Origin of the sequence: Arcobacter sp. L (assembly GCF_000284235.1) — a bacterium.
Lineage (GTDB): Bacteria > Campylobacterota > Campylobacteria > Campylobacterales > Arcobacteraceae > Aliarcobacter > Aliarcobacter defluvii.
The window spans coordinates 2,564,430-2,585,845 of sequence record NC_017192.1 but is presented as its reverse complement, the minus strand read 5'-3'; the positions used below and the strand labels follow the sequence as shown (position 1 = coordinate 2,585,845).

General features: G+C 29.9%; 16 protein-coding genes, 4 tRNA genes and 2 rRNA genes. 15 read left to right on the top strand and 7 right to left on the bottom strand.

Going from position 1 to position 21,416, the window contains the following annotated elements; translation table 11 throughout:
- The first annotated feature begins 233 nt into the window (after positions 1 to 233).
- Positions 234 to 3,146: ribosomal RNA gene (locus ABLL_RS12735) — 23S ribosomal RNA — on the top strand.
- Between the two features lie 168 nt (positions 3,147 to 3,314).
- Positions 3,315 to 3,430 (top strand): 5S ribosomal RNA (gene rrf / locus ABLL_RS12730).
- Between the two features lie 409 nt (positions 3,431 to 3,839).
- Here rrf and ABLL_RS12725 read toward each other — a convergent pair.
- The gene (locus ABLL_RS12725; protein ID WP_014475197.1) at positions 3,840 to 4,349 is read right to left on the bottom strand and encodes a peptidylprolyl isomerase; all 510 of its coding nucleotides are present in this window, start codon (positions 4,347 to 4,349) and stop codon (positions 3,840 to 3,842) included.
- Positions 4,350 to 4,361: 12 nt separating this feature from the next.
- On the bottom strand, positions 4,362 to 6,215 hold the full coding sequence (locus tag ABLL_RS12720) for a penicillin-binding protein 2 (protein ID WP_014475196.1): 1,854 nt from the start codon (positions 6,213 to 6,215) through the stop codon (positions 4,362 to 4,364).
- Positions 6,216 to 6,243: 28 nt separating this feature from the next.
- Between ABLL_RS12720 and ABLL_RS12715 the strand changes: the two genes are divergently transcribed.
- Entirely contained in the window at positions 6,244 to 7,491 is a 1,248-nt protein-coding gene (locus ABLL_RS12715) for an FtsW/RodA/SpoVE family cell cycle protein (RefSeq protein WP_014475195.1), read from the top strand.
- Positions 7,488 to 8,519, top strand: coding sequence for an undecaprenyldiphospho-muramoylpentapeptide beta-N-acetylglucosaminyltransferase (murG, locus tag ABLL_RS12710; RefSeq protein ID WP_014475194.1), 1,032 nt, complete (start codon positions 7,488 to 7,490; stop codon positions 8,517 to 8,519). The genes ABLL_RS12715 and murG overlap by 4 nt, the downstream gene beginning before the upstream one ends.
- Here murG and ABLL_RS12705 read toward each other — a convergent pair.
- The gene (locus ABLL_RS12705; protein WP_014475193.1) at positions 8,499 to 9,266 is read right to left on the bottom strand and encodes an undecaprenyl-diphosphate phosphatase; all 768 of its coding nucleotides are present in this window, start codon (positions 9,264 to 9,266) and stop codon (positions 8,499 to 8,501) included. The genes murG and ABLL_RS12705 overlap by 21 nt on opposite strands.
- On the bottom strand, positions 9,267 to 9,926 hold the full coding sequence (locus ABLL_RS12700; RefSeq protein WP_014475192.1) for an MqnA/MqnD/SBP family protein: 660 nt from the start codon (positions 9,924 to 9,926) through the stop codon (positions 9,267 to 9,269).
- Positions 9,927 to 9,996: 70 nt separating this feature from the next.
- On the opposite strand from ABLL_RS12700, the gene ABLL_RS12695 reads away from it, so the two are divergent.
- The 5 genes from ABLL_RS12695 to glnA all read left to right on the top strand — a co-directional run bounded on the left by ABLL_RS12695 (position 9,997) and on the right by glnA (position 14,245).
- Positions 9,997 to 10,218: a MoaD/ThiS family protein gene (locus tag ABLL_RS12695; RefSeq protein ID WP_014475191.1), complete on the top strand. Its 222-nt coding sequence runs from the start codon at positions 9,997 to 9,999 to the stop codon at positions 10,216 to 10,218.
- Between the two features lies 1 nt (position 10,219).
- Complete coding sequence (locus tag ABLL_RS12690; RefSeq protein ID WP_014475190.1) at positions 10,220 to 10,675, top strand: molybdenum cofactor biosynthesis protein MoaE; 456 nt, start codon at positions 10,220 to 10,222, stop codon at positions 10,673 to 10,675.
- Positions 10,672 to 11,937, top strand: a complete 1,266-nt coding sequence (locus tag ABLL_RS12685; protein ID WP_014475189.1) for a diguanylate cyclase — start codon at positions 10,672 to 10,674, stop codon at positions 11,935 to 11,937. The genes ABLL_RS12690 and ABLL_RS12685 overlap by 4 nt, the downstream gene beginning before the upstream one ends.
- A complete protein-coding gene (gene hisJ / locus ABLL_RS12680; protein ID WP_014475188.1) occupies positions 11,918 to 12,709 on the top strand; it encodes a histidinol-phosphatase HisJ in 792 nt (263 codons plus the stop codon). The genes ABLL_RS12685 and hisJ overlap by 20 nt, the downstream gene beginning before the upstream one ends.
- 108 nt (positions 12,710 to 12,817) lie before the next feature.
- On the top strand, positions 12,818 to 14,245 hold the full coding sequence (glnA, locus tag ABLL_RS12675) for a type I glutamate--ammonia ligase (protein WP_014475187.1): 1,428 nt from the start codon (positions 12,818 to 12,820) through the stop codon (positions 14,243 to 14,245).
- Positions 14,246 to 14,355: 110 nt separating this feature from the next.
- Here glnA and ABLL_RS12670 read toward each other — a convergent pair whose 3' ends face one another.
- The 3 genes from ABLL_RS12670 to gpmI are packed head-to-tail and all read right to left on the bottom strand — an operon-like array spanning position 14,356 to position 18,519.
- Positions 14,356 to 16,335, bottom strand: coding sequence for a transglycosylase domain-containing protein (locus ABLL_RS12670; protein ID WP_083840948.1), 1,980 nt, complete (start codon positions 16,333 to 16,335; stop codon positions 14,356 to 14,358).
- A 2-nt stretch (positions 16,336 to 16,337) separates the two neighbouring features.
- A complete protein-coding gene (locus ABLL_RS12665) occupies positions 16,338 to 17,033 on the bottom strand; it encodes an ATP-binding cassette domain-containing protein (RefSeq protein WP_014475185.1) in 696 nt (231 codons plus the stop codon).
- 10 nt (positions 17,034 to 17,043) lie between these two features.
- On the bottom strand, positions 17,044 to 18,519 hold the full coding sequence (gpmI, locus tag ABLL_RS12660) for a 2,3-bisphosphoglycerate-independent phosphoglycerate mutase (protein ID WP_014475184.1): 1,476 nt from the start codon (positions 18,517 to 18,519) through the stop codon (positions 17,044 to 17,046).
- A gap of 67 nt (positions 18,520 to 18,586) precedes the next feature.
- On the opposite strand from gpmI, the gene mraY reads away from it, so the two are divergent.
- From mraY to ABLL_RS12630, 6 genes are all read left to right on the top strand, one after another.
- Positions 18,587 to 19,648, top strand: a complete 1,062-nt coding sequence (gene mraY, locus ABLL_RS12655; protein ID WP_041654902.1) for a phospho-N-acetylmuramoyl-pentapeptide-transferase — start codon at positions 18,587 to 18,589, stop codon at positions 19,646 to 19,648.
- A gap of 10 nt (positions 19,649 to 19,658) precedes the next feature.
- Positions 19,659 to 20,831 (top strand): UDP-N-acetylmuramoyl-L-alanine--D-glutamate ligase, encoded by a 1,173-nt coding sequence (gene murD / locus ABLL_RS12650; protein ID WP_014475182.1) that lies wholly within the window; start codon positions 19,659 to 19,661, stop codon positions 20,829 to 20,831.
- A gap of 42 nt (positions 20,832 to 20,873) precedes the next feature.
- Positions 20,874 to 20,949 (top strand) — tRNA-Phe (locus ABLL_RS12645).
- A 13-nt stretch (positions 20,950 to 20,962) separates the two neighbouring features.
- Positions 20,963 to 21,039 (top strand) — tRNA-Thr (locus ABLL_RS12640).
- 60 nt (positions 21,040 to 21,099) lie between these two features.
- Positions 21,100 to 21,184, top strand: a tRNA-Tyr gene (locus tag ABLL_RS12635).
- Positions 21,185 to 21,193: 9 nt separating this feature from the next.
- Positions 21,194 to 21,270, top strand: a tRNA-Gly gene (locus ABLL_RS12630).
- The last annotated feature ends 146 nt before the right edge of the window (positions 21,271 to 21,416 follow it).

The following is a 21,416-nucleotide window of genomic DNA, read 5'->3' as shown; positions in this document are numbered from 1 at the left end:
ATATTTGATTTTCGAATCAAAATGATATTTAAAAATATAATGTTAAAGTCTTTAATTTTTTCGTAAGAATTAGATAACAGAAATGTTAAATAATTTAAAACAAAAAAAATTTCATATCTAAGAAATTAGATAGAACACAACATTATTTTATTGGATATATTTTAAATAATATGTTTAATAAGATAGTAGCCAAAGAATATTATCAAAAAGCGATAGAGTTTAACTCTATTTATTAATAAGCTATTAAGGGCTAATGGTGGATGCCTAGACTGTAAGAGGCGATGAAAGACGTATTAGGCTGCGATAAGCCTCGGGGAGCTGCCAAAGAGCTTTGATCCGGGGATTTCTGAATGGGGCAACCCAGTATATAGAGATATATATTACCCTACGGGGAGCTAACCTGGTGAAGTGAAACATCTCAGTAGCCAGAGGAAGAGAAATCAAACGAGATTCCGTCAGTAGCGGCGAGCGAAAGCGGATTAGGACAAACCCAATGCTTGCATTGGGGGTTGTAGGACCATAATGTGAGACTAAAGAGGATAGATGAAATACTTGGAAAAGTGTAGCATAGAAGGTGAAACTCCTGTAATTTAAATTCTCAATAGCTCTAATGGTATCCTGAGTAGGTCGGAACACGTGATATTTTGACTGAAACTGGGGGGACCACCCTCCAATCCTAAATACTACTTACAGATCGATAGTGAACAAGTACCGTGAGGGAAAGGTGAAAAGTACTCCAGCGAGGAGAGTGAAATAGAACCTGAAACCATTAGCTTACAATCATTCAGAGCCCTATGATTTATCAGGGTGATGGACTGCCTTTTGCATAATGAGCCTGCGAGTTGTGGTATCTGGCAAGGTTAAGTCAAGTACGAAGCCGTAGCGAAAGCGAGTCTTAATAGGGCGAATTAGTCAGATGCTGCAGACCCGAAACGAAGTGATCTATCCATGAGCAGGTTGAAGCTGGTGTAAGAGCCAGTGGAGGACCGAACCGATAGGCGTTGAAAAGTCTCCGGATGACTTGTGGATAGGGGTGAAAGGCCAATCAAACTTCGTGATAGCTGGTTCTCTCCGAAATATATTTAGGTATAGCCTTGTGTTGTAGCATATGGGGGTAGAGCACTGAATGGGCTAGGGCTGCTTACCGCGGTACCAAACCCTATCAAACTATGAATACCATATGTGGAATCACAGGAGTCAGGCGGTGGGTGATAAAATCAATCGTCGAGAGGGGAACAACCCAGACTAACAGCTAAGGTCCCTAAGTTACATCTAAGTGGAAAACGATGTGGAGTTACTGTGACAACCAGGAGGTTGGCTTAGAAGCAGCCATCCTTTAAAGAAAGCGTAACAGCTCACTGGTCTAGTGATTCTGCGCGGAAAATATAACGGGGCTAAGATGTACACCGAAGCTTTAGATTCAATTTTAATTGAGTGGTAGGAGAGCGTTCTATTCAGCGTAGAAGATGTACCGGTAAGGAGCGTTGGAGCGGATAGAAGTGAGCATGCAGGCATGAGTAGCGATAATTGAGGTGAGAATCCTCAACGCCGAAAACCCAAGGTTTCCTACGCGATGCTCGTCATCGTAGGGTTAGTCGGGACCTAAGTCGAGTCCGAAAGGGGTAGACGATGGCAAATTGATTAATATTTCAATACCAACATATAAGCGCGATGTGGGGACGCATAGAGTTAATCGAGGTCACTGATGGAATAGTGGCTCGAAGGACGTAGGCTGTTACTTAGGCAAATCCGGGTAACGTTAGGCCGAGATCTTACAGGCTCTTGACACTCTTCGGAGGAGATGGAGAATCGATGATACTGTCGTGCCAAGAAAAGCCACTAAGTATATTATATGTTGCCCGTACCGTAAACCGACACAGGTGGGTGGGATGAGTATTCTAAGGCGCGTGGAAGAACCCTGGTTAAGGAACTCTGCAAACTAGCACCGTATCTTCGGTATAAGGTGTGCCTACTATTGTATATGGACTTGCTCCAAAAAGCGATAGAGGTTGCAACAAAGAGTCCCTCCCGACTGTTTACCAAAAACACAGCACTTTGCTAACACGTAAGTGGATGTATAAGGTGTGACGCCTGCCCGGTGCTCGAAGGTTAACTGATGATGTCAGCGCAAGCGAAGCATTTGATTGAAGCCCGAGTAAACGGCGGCCGTAACTATAACGGTCCTAAGGTAGCGAAATTCCTTGTCGGTTAAATACCGACCTGCATGAATGGCGTAACGAGATGGGAGCTGTCTCAACCAGGGATCCAGTGAAATTGTAGTGGAGGTGAAAATTCCTCCTACCCGCGGAAAGACGGAAAGACCCCGTGCACCTTTACTACAGCTTGACACTGTAGCTTGGATATTCATGTGCAGGATAGGTGGGAGGCTATGATATATGGACGCAAGTACATATGGAGCCATCCTTGAGATACCACCCTTGAATATTTGAGTTACTAACTGCGTACAATTATCTTGTATCAGGACAATGTCTGGTGGGTAGTTTGACTGGGGCGGTCGCCTCCTAAAAAGTAACGGAGGCTTACAAAGGTTAGTTCATGGCGGATGGAAATCGCCAGTTGAGTATAATGGCATAAACTAGCTTGACTGTGAGACATACAAGTCGAACAGAGACGAAAGTCGGTCATAGTGATCCGGTGGTTCTGTGTGGAAGGGCCATCGCTCAAAGGATAAAAGGTACGCCGGGGATAACAGGCTGATCTCCCCCAAGAGCTCACATCGACGGGGAGGTTTGGCACCTCGATGTCGGCTCATCGCATCCTGGGGCTGAAGTAGGTCCCAAGGGTATGGCTGTTCGCCATTTAAAGCGGTACGCGAGCTGGGTTCAGAACGTCGTGAGACAGTTCGGTCCCTATCTTCCGTGGGCGTAGGAAAGTTGAAGAGATTTGTCCCTAGTACGAGAGGACCGGGATGAACGTACCACTGGTGTACCAATTGTTCTGCCAAGAGCATCGTTGGGTAGCTACGTACGGATGTGATAAGAGCTGAAAGCATCTAAGCTCGAAGCCAACTCTAAGATTAACTTTCCCTGAAGTTCCCAGCAAGACTAGCTGGTTGATAGGCTGGATGTGTAAGCGTTGTAAGGCGTTTAGCTGACCAGTACTAATAGAACGTTTGGCTTATTTTAAACAATTCTTTGGTTTACTATCTTATTAAATATATTTCTTATATTTAATATATATTGTGAAAAGACTTTAACATTATTTTTTCTTAACTCCTTTATGAGTTGAGTGTAAAGAGTATTTACATATTGAATCTTTCTTTATGTTTCTTCTTACTTTTTTCACTCAACTTTGCTGGTGGCTATAGAGAAGTGGAAATACCCAGTCCCATTCCGAACCTGGAAGTCAAGCACTTCATCGCCGATAATACTGCCGGGTCCCCTGGTGGAAACGTAGGCCGCTGCCAGCTCTTGAGTTTTTTATTTACCAAGCTTTTACTAATTTGAACTTCTTTACAGTTCTTCTTAGCAAAAGCTTTTTTTTTGCCCCTCTATCCTCTCCCTCTCTTCATCCTTTGTTGGTTTTTATCCTTTTATTTGGTTTGTTTATTTCCTCATTACATAATAGTTATTTCCATTTTATTTATTTTACAATGCATTATTTTTTAGATTTTATTTTATTTAGTTCTAGATGAACTATATTTAGCTTAGAAGGGCATTTCTTCTTTTAGGAGTACTTTTTTATTGAATTATTACTTATTATACTTTTTAGGGATTTATTTATTATTTGGAGGTCTTTTATATTTTTATATTTTTACATAAAAAAAGGGAAGAAATTATTCATTCCTCCCCCTTCTTCTTTACAAATCAAAGTAGTTATTAATTTCTTTTCTCAAAAATTTCAATAGAAACAATTTTATCATTTTGTTTGATTGCATCAAGTGTTGCGAAGCTATCAGAATCATTTTCTTCAATTCCACCAAATACTGTATGATGATTATTTAAATGAGGGCAAGGAACAAAACATATAAAAAATTGACTTCCTCCTGTGTTTCTACCTGCATGAGCCATAGATAAAGAACCTCTATTATGTATTTGTTTTGGTGCATCAATTTCACATTTTATAGACCATCCTGGTCCACCCATTCCAGAACCTTCTGGACAACCACCTTGAGCCATAAATCCTGGAATTACTCTGTGAAAATTTAATCCATTATAAAAACCATCATTAGCTAAAGTTGAAAAATTTGAAACTGCTATAGGTGTTTCTTCATTAAAAAGTTTTACCCAAATTACACCTTTTTCAGTTGTAATTTTTGCATAATTAAATTTTGATAATTCTTCTTTTGAATAATTGTATTCTTTTAATTCTTTTTTGAATCCAAACATTATTAACCTTTATTATTTTTCTGGAATTATACCTTCTTTAGGTGATAAATAGTTTAATTTAACTAGGTTTTGTATGATTTCTTTAAATACAGGTACAGCTGACCAAGAAGCATAATAATAATACCAATGTGTTCCTGTTGAAATCGGATTAATAACAGTTACACCAATTGTATATGAGTTTCCTTTTTCATCATTTACAAATCCAAAAAATGAAGATATATATTTTTTAAGATATTTCCCACCTCTTGCAATTTGTGCTGTACCTGTTTTCCCACCAATTTCTAAACCATCAATTTTTGCTGCTCTTCCTGTTCCATCAGTTACTGTTTTTATTAGCATCTTCTTCATTGCATCAGCAGTTTCTTTTGATAGTATTTTTTCTGCTTTATCATCATATGGTTTATATTTATTATTATCATAAGTAAGTGAAGATACTATTCTTGGGGTAATCATTTCTCCATCATTATTAAATACAGAATAAGCTTTTAAAAGTTGAATAAAAGTTGCTGTCATACCTTGTCCAAAAGAAACTGTTGCTTTAAAAACATTATCTTTTTTTTCTTTATCTCCAGCAGAAAATTGCCAAACCTTTGGCATTACACCTTTTTTTTCATATGGCAAATCAATTCCTGTTTTTCTTGTAAAACCAAATCTTTTCATACCTTCAAAAAATTCAGGACCTGTTAATCTTTGAGCAATTTGTAAAGTTCCTATATTAGAAGAAAACATAACTATCTCATCTAATGTTAAATAATGCTTATCAAATTTATGGTCATCTTTTATATTAAATCTTCCAATTTTATATGAACCTTTTCCTCCATTTGTATTATATGCAGGAAAATTTTCATTTTTTTTAATTAATCCTTTATCCATTGCAATAGATATAGAAAGAGGTTTTACAACAGAACCTGGTTCAAATTGATATTCTACTGCATTAACATTTAACGAACCTATATCTTCTTTTCTAATTTTTTCTGGATTGAATCTGTTTGATGAAGCCATTGTTAGGATTTTTCCTGTTTTATTTTCCATTATTGCAACAATAATTTCATCAGCACCTAATTTTTCTTTATATAAATCTAAAGTTGTTTCATTGTTTTTTTGTAATTTTAATGGAATATTTAGATTTAATGTAGCGCCATCAATTCGTTTTCTAATGATAGAATTTTTATCAAAAGATATATAAGATAATACATCTCTATCACCTTGTAAAACACCATCTTTTGATTGATTTAAAACTTTATTATAATGTTTTTCTAAACCTTTAATTCCATTAACTTTAGTTTTCCCAAATTCTGATTCATACTTTGAAATATATCCAACTACAGGTGTTAAAGTATCATTATATGAAAAAGTTCTTTTTTCACCACTTTCACTAATGGTCAAACCTCTTAATATTTTGCTTCCATTTACTTGACGGCTAATGAATACATCTAGCTGAACAAGTTTAAAAGCTAATTCTTTTAGATTTTTTGCCGATCTTGAATCTATTCCATAAGATAAAACTAAATTTCCAGGACTTTTTTTCCCTTCATCTAATCTATCTTTTAATATTTTATAATCAATATTACTATAAATTGAAAATAACCTAAGAAATAACTCTTCTTTTGTAGGATCAAGATGTCTTGTATCTATTGCAGCTTTATAAAGTTTTTTAGATGATGCAATTTTAAAGTTATCTGCACTTATAATATCACCTCTTACTGCAAGTTCATTTTTTTCACCTTTGAGTGAAGGTAAATGTCTCTTTTCAGTTATCGTTCTAAAAACAGAAATCATAAGAATAGTTAAGAATAAGAAAATTAGTAAAAATAGAATAACTATTTTTTTTGTTTTATCGACTTTTTCAATTTTATTTGAAGACATATTTATCCATATTATTATATAATGAGAAATGAATTTTAACAAAAGTAAGATTAAATCAATTAATAATAATTTGAATAATACAGAAGCCGATTATACATTGTTTATATTAGTGTCATTATTGATAATAATAAGTATAATTTTCTCATATTCTTTAACAATATATACTGTAGAATTTTTTGGTTATGACCAATTCCATTTTTTTATAAGACAAGGATTAGTTGGAATAGTTTCTATTTTTATAATGTGGTATTTTTCTATGAAAGATCCCGATAAATTGATAGAAAAAGTTGGGATGACACTATTTATAGTGTTTTTTTTATTAATGTTAGCAATGCCATTTTTGCCAGCAGCATTAGTTACAGCATCAGGAGGAGCTAATAGATGGATTAGGCTTCCTGGTTTTTCTTTGTCTCCTGTTGAGTTTTTTAAAATAGGATTTATTTATTTTCTATCTTGGTCTTTTCATAGAAAAGTTATATTTCAACCCAAAAAGATTGGATTAAAAGATGAAGTATTACTTCTTGCTCCGTATTTTTTAACTTTTTTTGTAGTTGTTTTTATAATTGCATTTTTACAAAAAGATTTAGGACAAGTTGTTCTTCTTGGATTAATTTTAGTTGTTTTATTGATTTTTGCAAATAGATCTTTTAAAATTTTCTTAGCATTAGGTGCAATAGCCTTAGTTGGATTAGTAGGTTTAATTATTGCAGCACCTCATAGAATTAAAAGAATTCATTCTTGGTGGGCAATGGTTCAAGATGGAATTCTATCTGTTTTACCTTCTTGGGCAGAACCATATCTTAGAATTGATGAATTACCTGAACCATATCAAGTTTCTCACTCATTAAATGCTATTCATAATGGTGGTTTTTTTGGTCAAGGAGTTGCATTGGGTGATATTAAAGTTGGTTTTTTATCTGAAGTTCATACAGACTTTGTTCTTGCTGGAATAACAGAAGAGGTTGGATTATTTGGATTGATGGCTTTTACAACTATTTTATTTATTGTTATTTGGAGAATTTTCAGAATAAGTCGAAGAGTTGAAAATCCAATTTATCATCTATTTACTCTTGGAATCGCATTAATGATTATTATTGCATTTTTGATAAATTCTTATGGAATTTCTGGAATGATACCAATAAAAGGTATTGCTGTTCCATTTTTATCTTATGGAGGTTCATCAATGCTTGCAATGGCGGTATCCATGGGATTAGTATTATCTATTAGTAGAGTAGTAAAAGATGAAGATGTTAAGAAAAAGGTAAAAATTAAATGATTGAAACAGTTGTTGTTACTGGTGGTGGAACAGGTGGGCATTTAAAAGTTGCAGATGCTTTTATTGAAGAGTTTCATAATAGAGGAATAAATGTAATTTTTATTGGTTCCTCTAATGGTCAAGATAAAGCTTGGTTTGAACATGATAGAAGATTAAAAAAAGCAATTTTTTTAGATACTAAAGGCGTAGTAAATAAAAAAGGTTTTGGTAAATTTATCTCTTTATTTAATATTTTTTCAAAAACATTATATTGTTTGAGTTTGTATTCAAAATACAAAATTAAAACAGTTATTAGTGTTGGAGGATTTTCTGCTGCTGCTGCAACTTTTGCTTCAATTTTAAAAATGAATTGTAAATTATATATTCATGAACAAAATTCTAAAATGGGTAAATTAAATCAAATTACATCAAAATTTGCAACTGAGATTTTTTCATCTTTTGATGAAAATTCTTTAGTTAGAGACTATCCTGTATCAAATGAATTTTTTAATTGTGCAAGAGTTAGAGAAAAAATTAAAACAATAGCTTTTTTTGGTGGTTCACAAGGAGCTATTTGTATAAATGATTTCGCTTTAAAAGTTGCTCCTAAACTTAATGAAATGGGAATTAGTATTATTCATCAAACAGGGAAAAGTGATTTTGAAAGAGTAAAAAAAGAGTATGAAAAATTAAATATAAATGCTGATGTTTTTGATTTCTCAAAAGAAATACCTTCAAAAATGTCAAAAGCTGATTTTGCAGTAAGTAGGGCAGGAGCTTCAACTCTTTGGGAATTATGTGCAAATTCATTACCAACTTTTTTTATACCTTATAAACATGCAGCAGGTGATCATCAATATTATAATGCAAAGTTTTTAAAAGATAAAGGTTTGTGTTTTTTACAAAGAGAAGATGAATTGAGTGAAGAGTATTTTTTTGAGGTTTTAAAATCAGATATTCATAAAATTAGCATTGAACTTATAAGTTCTATAAGTCCAAATGCTATTGCTTTAATAGTAAATATTATTTTAGAAAATAATAAGAAGTAAGATTCCAAAAACTATTCTATAAATTCCAAAAGCAACAAATGTAAAGTTTTCAAGGAATTTTAGAAATAGTTTTATTGCAAGAAATGCAATAATAAAAGATACAACAAATCCAGTTGCTAAATTTAAAAAATTTCCTCCAACTAAAATTTCATCATGATGTTTTAATAAATCATAGGCTGTTGTTGCGCACATAACTGGAAAGGCGAGTAAAAAAGAAAATTCAGCACTTGTTTTCCTATTTAATCCAACAAGCATAGCTCCAATGATACTTGAACCAGCTCTAGAAGTTCCTGGAATTAATGCAAATATTTGCGCAAATCCAATCCAAGTTGCTTGTTTATATGTAATATTCTCAACATCTAAAGTGTGAGTTGCTTTTTCATCATAGAATTTTTCAACAATTAAAAATACAATTCCTCCTATGATAAACATCCATGCAACGATTTCTATAGAAAATAATTCTTTGACTTGTTTTGAAAAAATAAAACCAATAATTGCAATAGGTAAAAAAGCAATTAAAACTTTTGTCCATAAATTTATATGTGAAAATGTAAATTTTGATGGATAGCTTAGAATAACTGCTAATATTGCAGCAAATTGAATGATTACTTCAAAAGCTTTATTTATATTTGTTTGTTCTAAACCTAAAAATTCACTTGCAACAATCAAATGTCCAGTTGAAGATATTGGTAAAAATTCTGTTATACCTTCAATTATTCCCAAAATTAGAGAATCAAATAATGTCATTTATATCCTTTTTTCTTTAGTTAAATTTAGAAAAAGTTTTAAAGCTCGTTTTTCTTTATAACCCAAATCATAGTCGATTTTTTCTAAGTATTTTAAAATATTTTCTTTTGATACACCACTTCTTTTTGAATATTGTTCTAAAATGTATTGAGGTATTTTTATATATTTTTTATTGAAATTTTTTGTCAATTTTTTTAATCTTTTTTCATGTTTGTTATAACATAAAACAGCAAATACAAAGGGAAGATTATATTTTTTTTGCCACTCTTTGGCTAAATCTAATTTTAAACTATTTGGGTTATCGTGATAAAACTTTAAAGCTTTATCTCCAATAATTACTTCACCTTTTAAATTTAAAACATCTGCAAGTGCATTTGAAGTTTTTGATTGATAATCTTTTGCTTCAATTCCTGGAATTAAAAGAACAGATAAAACTTCATTTCGTGCAACAATTCCAAAATCTAAAAATTTCTCATTTCTTGATGCAATTGAAGAAATAAACGCACTATCTACTTTTCTTTTTTTAAATTTATTACTAATATATGAAGGATAAGATTTTTTATATTCTATTATTGATTTTAATTGAGATGATTTAATAGTCTTTTTTATAAAAATATGAAAAGGCAATAAATTTATAAAATCTATTTTTGAAAATATCATAAAGTTTTTGTCCTTATTATGTTAAAATGAAGCCAGTATAATAATATAAATATCATAAGAAGGGATTAAAATGGTTAAAGTAGAATTTTTAGGACCAATTAATAAAGAAGATATGAATTTAGAAATTAATAATCTTAAACAATTGAGTGAAATTTTAAAAAATGATAGTTCAGTTTCTACTTGGCTTGAAACTTGTGCTGTTGCAGTGAATGATACATTAATTAATTCAAAAGATATAATTTTAAATGATGGTGATAAAATTTCACTATTACCTCCTGTTTGTGGTGGATGATATGGAAAATAGAAAAGAGTTTTTAGAACTATTTGATGGGAGTTTGCCTGTTGAAGAGATTACAAATAAATGGTATAAAAAATACAAAAACTCAAATTATGGAGCTATTATAACTTTTGTTGGAGTTGTAAGAGATGAAAATCAAATAGAAGGTTTAAGTTTTGATATATATGAACCAATCTTAAATAATTGGTTTGATGAATGGCAAAAAAAAGCAAATAAAAAAGATGCAATAGTTTTAATGGCTCATAGTCGTGGTGATGTTTTAAATCATGAAAGTTCTTATATTGCAGCTGTTTGTAGTCCTAAAAGAAGAGTTGCATTAGAATTGATAGATGAATTTGTTGAAGATTTTAAAGCTCAAGCTCCAATATGGAAATATGATATTATAAATAATCAAAGAGTTTATGCAAAAGATAGAAGTACAACAATAAAAGGTTCTGGAATCTTATTATGAAATATAAAGTTTTAATAGTTGATGATAGTATATCTGTTTGTAATACTTTAAAAAGTCTCATTGAAAGTGATTTTGATATAGATATTTTTATTGCAAAAAGTATGAAAGAAAGTGCAAATCTACTTCTACAAGAAAAAGGGAAATTTGATATTGTTTTAGCTGATTTAGGTTTACCTGATGCTCCAGATGGTGAGATTATTGATTTTCTTTCAAAATTTAAAATTCCAATTGTAATTCTAACAGGAACTGAAAGTATAGATATTGAAGAAAAATTCAGAGATAAAAATATTGTTGATTATATAATTAAAGATGGACTTTCAGCATTAACTTATGCTACATCAATTGTTAAAAGAATTATGCACAATAAGGATATAAAAGTTTTGGTTGTTGATGATTCAAAATTATTTGTTGATAAATCAATAGAATTATTAAGTAGATATAAAATTGTTGCTTTAAGTGCTTATGATGGAGATGAAGCATTTGAAACTTTAAAACAAAATAGTGATATAAAAATTGTTTTAACTGATTATTTAATGCCAAAAATGAATGGTTTAGAATTGACTAAAAGAATTAGAAAAGATTATAGTAAAGATGAATTATCAATAATCGTTACTTCAAATGATTCAAGTAAAAAAATACCTGCAAAATTTTTAAAATACGGAGCAAATGATTTTTTATATAAAGGTTTTTCAAATGAAGAATTTTTTGCAAGAATAAATTCAAATATAGAAATTTTGGAGTTATTTGATGAGATTAAAAATAAAGCAAACAAAGATTACTTAACTGGATTATATAATAGAAGATATTTATTTGATATAGGAAATAAATTATATGAAGATTGTAAACTTAATAATAAAACTTTTGCAATTGCAATTATTGATATTGATAATTTTAAAAATATAAATGATACATATGGACATGATATTGGTGATATTGCTTTAAAAGAAGTTTCTAAAGTTTTGAATAATAATATTAGTTCAAATGCATTGATTAGTAGATTAGGTGGAGAAGAATTTTGTATATGTTTCTACAATAGAAGTGAAAGTGAAATTACTGAGCTTTTAGAATATATAAGAAAAGAATTTGAAAATAATGTTATTAAAATTGGAAAATTAAATATACAATATACAATATCAATTGGTTATAGTTTAGAATTTGGGAAAAATATTGATTGTATGATACAAAATGCAGATAAATATTTATATTTAGCAAAAAAAGAAGGAAGGAATAGAGTAAGAAGAGATGAGAGTAGATTTACATAATCACACAATTTTATGTAATCATGCAACAGGAAGTGTTGATGATTATATACAAAAAGCAATAGAAATAGGTATCGATGAATATGGTTTTTCTGATCATGCTCCAATGAATTATGATCCAAAATATAGAATGGATATAACACAAAAAAATCTTTATGAAAGATGGATACTTGATGCAAAAGAAAAATATAAAAATCAAATAAAGATTCTCTTAGGATATGAAGTTGATTATTTGGATGGATATTTATTGGATGAAATAGTAAATGCTAAAGTTGATTATCTTATAGGTTCTGTTCATTTTTTAAAAAATAAAGATGATATGTGGGGATTTGATAATCCAGAATTTATTGGCGTGTATAAATCAAAAGATATAGATACCATTTGGATTGAATATTTTGATGCAATAGAATCAATGGCAAAAACAGGTTTATTTGATATTGTAGGGCATTTTGATTTGATAAAAGTATTTAAGTTTTTACCTAAAAAAGATATTAGAATTTTGGCAAAAAATGCATTAAATCAAATTAAAAAATCAAATATGGTTTTAGAAATTAATCCAGCAGGACTTAGAAAACCAATAAATGAATCTTATCCTTCAAAACAGTTATTAGAAATTGCTTATGAATTAGGAATTGATATTACTTTTGGTTCTGATGCACATAATCTTGAACAAATTGGATTTAAATATGATGAAGTTACAAGCTTGGCAAAGGAAATAGGATATGCTAAATGTGTAACTTTTGAGTGTCGAGATAAAAAAAATATTGAATTTTAATTAGTTATATTATTTTGAATATAATTGTATAAAAAATATACAGCTGTTTTATTTTAATTTTTATATTTTTGGATACAATTATTGAAATAATTTGAAGGAGTTAAACCTATGGGTAAGTTCGTTAATAGTATCGAAGAATTTTTTGAGTATAGTAAAGCAAATGAAGTTAATTTTGTAGATTTTAGATTTACAGATATGAAAGGTATGTGGCATCATGTTACATATAAATTTAATGCAGTAAGTGCTTCTAGTTTAGAAAATGGTATGCCATTTGATGGTTCATCAATTGAAGCTTGGCAACCAATTCACAGATCAGATATGCTTTTAAAACCAGATGTACAAACTGCATTTTTAGATCCATTTACAGCTGATTCAACAATCATTGTTATTTGTGATGTTTATGATATTTACAAAAATGAAATGTATGAAAAATGTCCAAGATCAATCGCTAAAAAAGCGTTAAAACATTTATCAGAATCTGGATTAGGAGATGTTGCATACTTTGGACCTGAAAATGAGTTCTTTGTATTTGAAGATGTAAAAATTAAAGATACAATTAATGAGTCTTATTATAGAGTTGATTCAGAAGATGGTGAATGGAATGATTCAACAGATTATGAAGGTGGAAATATGGGTCATAGACCAAGAACTAAAGGTGGATATTTCCCTGTAGCTCCAATTGATAATGGTGTAGATTTAAGAGCTGAAATGATGCAAGTATTAGAGCAAGTTGGATTAGAAGTTGTTTTAGGTCACCACGAAGTTGCACAAGGTCAACATGAAATCGGTATTGTATTTGGAGATTTAATTGAAGCTTCTGATAACGTACAAAAATTAAAATATGTTATCAAAATGGTAGCTCACTTAAATGGTAAATCAGCTACATTTATGCCAAAACCATTATATGGTGATAATGGAAATGGAATGCACGTACACCAATCAATCTGGAAAGAAGGTAAAAACTTATTTTACAAACAAGGTGAATATGGTAATTTAAGTGAAACTGCTAGACATTATGTTGGTGGAGTATTTAAACACGCTAGAGCTGTTGCAGCATTTACTAATGCATCAACTAACTCATATAAAAGATTAATTCCAGGATTTGAAGCTCCTTCAATCTTAACTTATTCATCACAAAATAGATCTGCATCTTGTAGAATTCCTTACGGTGCTGGTGAAAAAGCAACTAGAATTGAAATGAGATTCCCAGATTCAACTTCTTGTCCATACTTAGCATTTGCTGCTATGCTAATGGCTGGATTAGACGGTATTAAAAATAAATATGAGCCAGTAGGTCCAATGGATGACGATTTATTTGAATTATCTTTAGATGAAATTAGAGAAAGACAAATTCCTCAAATGCCTCATACATTAAGAGGAGCTTTAGAAGCTTTAATTAGAGATTGTGATTTCTTAAAACCTGTGTTCTCTCAAGATATGATTGATACATACCAACACTATAAATTTGAAACTCAAGTTTGGCCTTATGAAGCAAGACCAACTGCATTTGAATTTAAAACAACTTATTCTTGTTAATAAGAATTTAGTTATATAAAAAGGGGCAAGTTCTTATGAACTTGCCCCTTTTTTAATGGAAAAAATATTTATTAAGTTAGATTAGAAATTAATATAAACAAATAGAAGTTTTAGAATTCTAAAACTTCTTCATTTGGATTTATTGGTTGTTGAATAATTTGTGTATCAATTTCAGGAAGAGGTGATTTTTCAGTATAAAGTTCTTCCTTTCCATTTATATTTGTTGTATAAACATTTTCAGGTCTAATAAAAGTTCTTGGAATTTCTGGATGCAATTCTAAATATTTTTTAAAGAAATAAGAAAATACAGGTGCTGCAATTTTTCCACCACCTTCAGTTCTTCTCATTGGCATATTATTATCATTACCAAACCAAATAATTGTTTGAATTGAAGGTGAATATCCACAAAACCAAGCATCAACATTGTTATTTGTTGTTCCTGTTTTTCCTGCTAATTCAATACCTTCAACTTTTGCAGCTTTTCCTGTTCCTCTATTTACCACATCAGTTAAAATTGATGTCATGAGATAATTTTGTTCAGGTGTGTTAATCTCTTTTGTTTGTGGTCCAAAATTAACACTTTCACCATTTTTATTTACAATTTGTTCGATGATATATGGTTTAACTTGTATACCATTATTTGCAAAAGCACTATATGCTTCGCTAAATTCAACTAAAGAAACACTCATTGATCCTAAAGTAATAGATAAATTATCAACTAAATCTTTAAATCCATATTTTTTTAATTCTTCCATTACTATGGGTACACCAACATCTGTTACCAAGTTTAATGTTGATAAATTTCTTGATGCAACTAATGAATCTCTTAAACTTACAATTCCTTGGAAATTCCCACTATAATTTTTTGGTTGCCATTTTTTCTGAACACCACCAACTGTGTAGTTATATGTTCTTGAAATATCAAATAATTGAGAAGCTGGATTATATCCTTCATTCAAGGCAGTTTGATATAAAAATGGCTTAATTGCACTTCCTGCTTGTCTTTTTGATTGAAATGCTCTATTAAATACAGATTGATTATAATCAACTCCTCCAACAAAGGCTAGAATTTTACCCGTATTACTTTCAAGAGAAATCATTGCTCCATTTAATTCTTTAACATAAGAATCATCATCTGGATTTTTAGAAGATTTTCTAAAATTTAAATCTCTCTTAATAGCTTCGTCATAAGAAGCTTTTAGAGCTTCTTTCGCTATTTCTTGTGCATCTATGTCAATAGTTAAATAAATTTTATATCCACCATATAGAATATCAGGAATATCATTTATTAATTGACTTATTGCATAATCAACAGCATAAGGTGCTTTATTTTTTGTCAAAGTCTGATTATAAATAATAGGAGTTTCTTTCATTGATTCTTCGTATTGTTCTTTATTAATCCATCCAAGAGTATTTAATCTTGTGATAACTTGATTTGCACGAGCTAGTGAGATTTTAAGATTTTTTGTTGGGTCATAAAAACTTGGAGCTCTTGGAAGTCCAACAAGAATAGCCATCTCTTTTAAAGATAATTCATATAAATCTTTATTAAAATATCCTTTTGCAGCTGTTTTTATTCCGTAATATCCATGTCCAAAATATACATGATTTAAATATCGCTCAAGTATTTCTTCTTTTGTAAGAACAGTTTCTAACCTAATAGCTAGTAGTGCTTCTTTTACTTTTCTCATCAATTTTTTTTCTCTTGTCAAAACAAGCATTTTTATTAATTGTTGAGTTAATGTACTTGCTCCTTCAACATATCCACCTGCTTTAATATTTTTTATCATTGCACGGCTAATAGCATCGGGATTAATACCTGAGTGTTCAAAAAATTGTGTATCTTCAATGGCAACTAATCCTTCGATTATTCTTGCAGGAATGTCATCATATTTTACATATTCTCTGTTTTCATCTTTAAATGTATTTGCAATAAGCTTTCCATCTTTATCAAAAAATTGAGTACTTTGTTTTGGTGAATAATTTACAACAGCATCAACATCATGTTTAATTTCATCATATAAATTGTATAACCAGCCACAAACTACTAATCCTACAATAACAAAAAGACCAAAAATATATTTCATCATATTTAATTCCTAAAATCTTTATTTTTAAAAGTTGAGTTAATCAATTTTTTAGTGTAATCTTCCTTTGGTGAAGATAAAATATCTTTCGTCGAACCTTTTTCAACTATAATTCCATCTTTTATAATAACAATATTTTTACAAATTTCTTTAATTGAATTTATATCATGAGTTACAAAAAGAATTAATATATTTAAACGTTTTTTTAAATCATTAATAATATTGATAATATTATTTTTATTTTCCTCATCAAGTGCAGTTGTAGGTTCATCTAACAAAAGTAGTTTTATATTTCTACTTATTGCAATTGCAATTACAACTCTTTGAATTTGTCCTCCACTTAATTGTGTAGGGAATTTATTTAATATTGACTCATCTAAAGCTAATAATTTTAAAACTTCTTCTTTTTTTTCATCTGAACAAAAAAATTGGTTTTTTATTTTTGTCATTGATGATAAAGAAGTAAAAGGATTTTGTGGTATAAACCCAATAGTGTCATAATTTAATTTAAAATTAGAGTCTATAACTTTTTCTGTTTTCATAAAAGATGGAAGAAGATTTAATAAAGATTTCAATGTTAAAGATTTTCCACTTCCACTTTCTCCAATTAGAGCTGTTGAATCAGTGATATCAAATGAAATATTAACTAAAGTTTTTTCATTTGCATCAATTATTAATTTATTAATTTTTATATATAGCACAAATTATCTTTTATATTAATGGTTTGTCCATCTCTTTAGGAATCTCTATATTCATCAATTTTAAAACTGTAGGAGCGATATTATTTAAACTTCCAGTTTTAACCTCTTTTACACCATTTGCATAAACAAAACAATAAACATCTCCAACAGTATGATTTGTTAGAATATTTCCATCTTCATCTTTCATCATTTCACAATTTCCATGATCAGATGTTAATATAATATTGTAATTTTGTTTTTTTGCAAGTTCAAAAATTAAACCTAATTCAAAATCAACAGCTTCAACAGCTTTTACAGCTGCATCAAATACACCTGTATGTCCAACCATATCACCATTTGCAAAGTTAACAACGATAAAATCTATATTGTTATTCATAGCTGTTCTAACAGCATCTCCCACTTGAGGTGCAGACATTTCAGGTTGTAAATCATATGTTGCAACTTGAGGTGAAGGAATTAAAACTCTTGTTTCATTTAACATAGGTTCTTCAACTCCGCCATTAAAGAAAAATGTAACGTGAGCGTATTTTTCTGTTTCAGCTGTATGAAGTTGAGATAAACCAGCATTTGAAATCACTTCAGCTAAAGTATTTTTTGGAGATTCTTTTGGAAATAAAATAGCAATAGGTGTATTTTTATCATATTGTGTCATAGTTGCAAGATTTAGTGAACCTTTAAACGTATCAAATTCATTAAAGTTTTTATTTGCAAAAACAGAAGAAATTTCTCTCATTCTATCACTTCTAAAATTACAGAAAATTATTCCATCATTCTCTTTTATTCCTTCATATCCACTAAATGCAGTTGGAAGAATAAATTCATCAAAGATTTGGTTCTCATATGAATCTTTTAAATAAGATGAAATGTCACTTGTAGTTGATGGAGTTGCAAAAGTTATCGCATCATAACCTTTTTTTACTCTATCCCATCTATTATCTCTATCCATTATGTAGTATCTTCCTGCAATTGTTGCAATTTTTATATCTTTATCACAAATCTCTAAAATTTGATTTATATATTTTTGTGCACAATCAGGAGCTACATCTCTACCATCTGTAATAATATGTATAAATACTTTTTTATTAGATTGTTTTGCAATTGTTGCCATTGCAATAATATGGTCAATATGAGAATGAACTCCTCCATCACTTAATAATCCTAATAAATGAATATTATTTGATACTTCGATAATATTTTTTAAAACTTCATTATCTTTTAAAGTATTGTTTTCAATTGCAATATTTATTTTTACTAAATCTTGATATAAAATTCTACCACTACCAATAGTCATATGTCCCACTTCACTATTTCCCATTTGTCCATCTGGTAATCCAACAAATTTACCATAAGTATGAATTAATGAATAAGGAACGTTTTTAAATAAATAATCATAAGTTGGAGTATTTGCACTAGAAAAAGCATTAAATTTATCTGAAGGATTGTATCCTATTCCATCAGTTATTATAAGTAGTGTTTTATTTGTCATTATTTAAACCTTTTAAAAAGTATTATATATTATAATCGCGCAATTATATCAAAATCAAGGTTCAAGTTTGTTTTATTGGTTTTATAGACACCTAGAGATTAACATCTTTCAATATATTTCAGTGAGAGCTGGAATGAGTTTTTTTATAGCTTTTGTTTTAACAATGTATTTAATGCCAAAGTTTATTAGTTGGGCGAAAAAAAAGAAAGCATCGCAGCCAATTTATGAACTTGCGCCTGAAAGTCATCAAACAAAAGTTGGAACCCCAACTATGGGTGGAGTAGTTTTTATTTTTTCAACAATAATTGCTACAGTTCTTACTGCAAAATTAAGTAATTATTATGTTGCAGGTGGTTTATTATGCTTAGCTCTTTTTTCATTAATTGGTATGCAAGATGATTATTCTAAAATATCAAAAGATAAAAATTCAGCAGGTTTGAGTGCAAGAGCAAAACTAATATTACAATTTCTTTGTGCTGCAATTATTGCTTTTATAGCTTATCATTATGGACATTCAAGTGAATTATATACACCTTTTTATAAATACCCTTTATTTAATATGGGAATTTTAGCAGTAGTTTTTTGGATGTTTATTATTGTAGGGTCTTCCAATGCTGTTAATCTAACTGATGGATTAGATGGTTTAGCAACAGTTCCTTCTATAATGGCATTTTTTACTTTATCAGTATTAGCATATGTTACTGGACATGCAGTTTTTTCAACATATTTATTGTTACCAAATATTCAAACTGTAGGTGAATTAGCGATTATGGGAAGTGCAATATGTGGAGCTTTGATTGGATTCTTATGGTTTAACTCTCATCCAGCAGAGATATTTATGGGTGATTCAGGTTCTTTACCTTTAGGGGCATTTATGGGCTATATGGCAATTGTTGCGAAATCAGAAATATTATTATTAGCAATTGGATTTATTTTTGTTTTAGAAACAGTATCTGTAATATTACAAGTTGGTTCTTATAAGTTAAGACAAAAAAGAATATTTTTAATGGCACCTATTCATCACCATTTTGAGAAAAAAGGTTGGAAAGAAAATAAAATTATAGTAAGATTTTGGATTATTGCATTTATGACAAATTTAGTAGCTTTATTAAGTTTAAAAATCAGATAAAGAAAAAGTAATGAAAATAAATAACAAAAAAATAAGAATTTTAGGCAAAGGTATCACTGCATTAGCTTTAAAAGATAAATTTCCTAACGCTACATTATATGACGACAAAGATTTTGATACTTATGATAAAAGTAGTGATGAATTAACTGTTGTAAGTCCTGGAATTCCACCTTATAATAAAATGGTTTTAAATTCAAATAATGTAATTAGTGACTATGATTTATTTCAAGATATTATGCCTTTTTCTATTTGGATATCTGGAACAAATGGAAAAACAACTACAACACAAATGTGTCAACACTTATTAAATGAATATGATTCGGTTTGTGGTGGAAATATTGGAATACCATTAAGTCATTTAGATGAAAATAAAAAGATATGGATTTTAGAAACTTCATCTTTTACTTTACATTATACTTATAAGTCAAAACCTAATATTTATTTATTATTGCCAATAACAGAAGATCATATAACTTGGCATGGTTGTTTTGAAGAGTATAAAAATGCAAAATTAAAACCTCTTGAGTTAATGAATGAGAACGATGTAGCAATAATTCCTTCTGAATTTAAAGATTTTAAAACAGATGCTTTTGTTATAACATATAATAATAGTGATGATTTATGTAATCATTTTGGTTTTGATAAATCTAAAATTAATTTTAAAGAGCCATTTCTTTTAGATGCAATTTTAGCAATGGTTACAAGAAAAATTATATTTGATGAAATTAATTATGATTTAATAAACCAATTTAAAATAGATAAACATAAAGTCGAAGAATTTTTTGATAAAAAAAATAGATTATGGATTGATGATAGCAAAGCAACAAATGTTGATGCGACTATAAATGGTTTAACTCCATATAGAAAAGATAATTTACATCTTATATTAGGTGGAGATGATAAAGGTGCAAATTTAAAACCTTTGTTTGAAAATATAAACAATCTAGATTTAATTGTTTATGCAATTGGAAGTAACACAGATAAAATAGTTGATTATTGTAATGAATATTCAATAAAAGTAGAAAAATGTAATTATTTATATATTGCAGTAGAAAAAATGAGTAATAATATGAAAGAAAAAAGTATAGGTATTTTATCTCCAGCTGCTGCATCATTGGATCAATTTAAGTCTTATGCACATCGCGGTAATGAATTTAAAGAATTAGTAAATAGTTTAAGCTAATATTAATAAAATTACTTGTATAATCTCACTCCAATTTGCATTGGTTCGATAGCTCAGTCGGTAGAGCAAAGGATTGAAAATCCTTGTGTCGACAGTTCGATTCTGTCTCGAACCACCATTTTATTTTTGGTGCTGGTGTAGCTCAGTTGGCTAGAGCAGCTGATTTGTAATCAGCAGGTCGGGGGTTCGACTCCCTTCACCAGCTCCATTTTTATGTCGTGCGTAATCTAAAAGACAGCGCTTGACCAGAACAATAATATTTTTCAACGGTGAGGTTGGAGAGTGGTCAAATCCTGCGGACTGTAAATCCGCCGCCTTAGGCTTCGAAGGTTCGAATCCTTCTCTCACCACCACGCAATGTTGCGGGAGTAGCTCAGTTGGCTAGAGCTTCTGCCTTCCAAGCAGACTGTCGCGAGTTCGAGTCTCGTCTCCCGCTCCATATTTTATTGATTACTGGGAGCTGAGTTATAAGCACAATTTTTTTATAACTCTTTATTTATTTAACTCCCATTAAAGTTTTTTTTAGTATTTATTAAATATAATACGCAACGCAATTTTAAATTGCAAAAATTAATAATAAAATCC